The following is a 259-nucleotide window of genomic DNA, read 5'->3' as shown; positions in this document are numbered from 1 at the left end:
AGGAAGACGTGCATTATAGGCACTTAAATTTTTATGTCAACCCTTATTTCGCATCATTGGCCAAGCCGCTAAAAGATAGTAGTACATTGACTGAATCGTTAACCACGCTGCCGCATACAGGAGTGCTACACCAATTTCAAAAACTGGTAATCCAAATAAGGGCTTATAGTAAATCAGGCAGGCAATGGCCAGCATCTGGAAGGTGGTTTTCCACTTACCCATTTGAGATACCTTAACGGCATTTCTCTGTCCTAATTCG

At 42.1% G+C, this 259-nt stretch carries 1 pseudogene; it reads right to left on the bottom strand.

Annotation, left to right across the window (positions count from 1 at the left end):
- Positions 1-36: 36 nt before the first annotated feature.
- Positions 37-259: pseudogene (locus tag B4K20_RS08165) on the bottom strand (CDP-diacylglycerol--glycerol-3-phosphate 3-phosphatidyltransferase); the annotation flags it as partial.

Origin of the sequence: Methylophaga sp. UBA5088, assembly GCF_002414625.1 — a bacterium.
GTDB classification, from domain to species: Bacteria; Pseudomonadota; Gammaproteobacteria; order Nitrosococcales; family Methylophagaceae; genus Methylophaga; species Methylophaga marina.
This window is presented reverse-complemented; position numbering and strand designations above follow the sequence as displayed.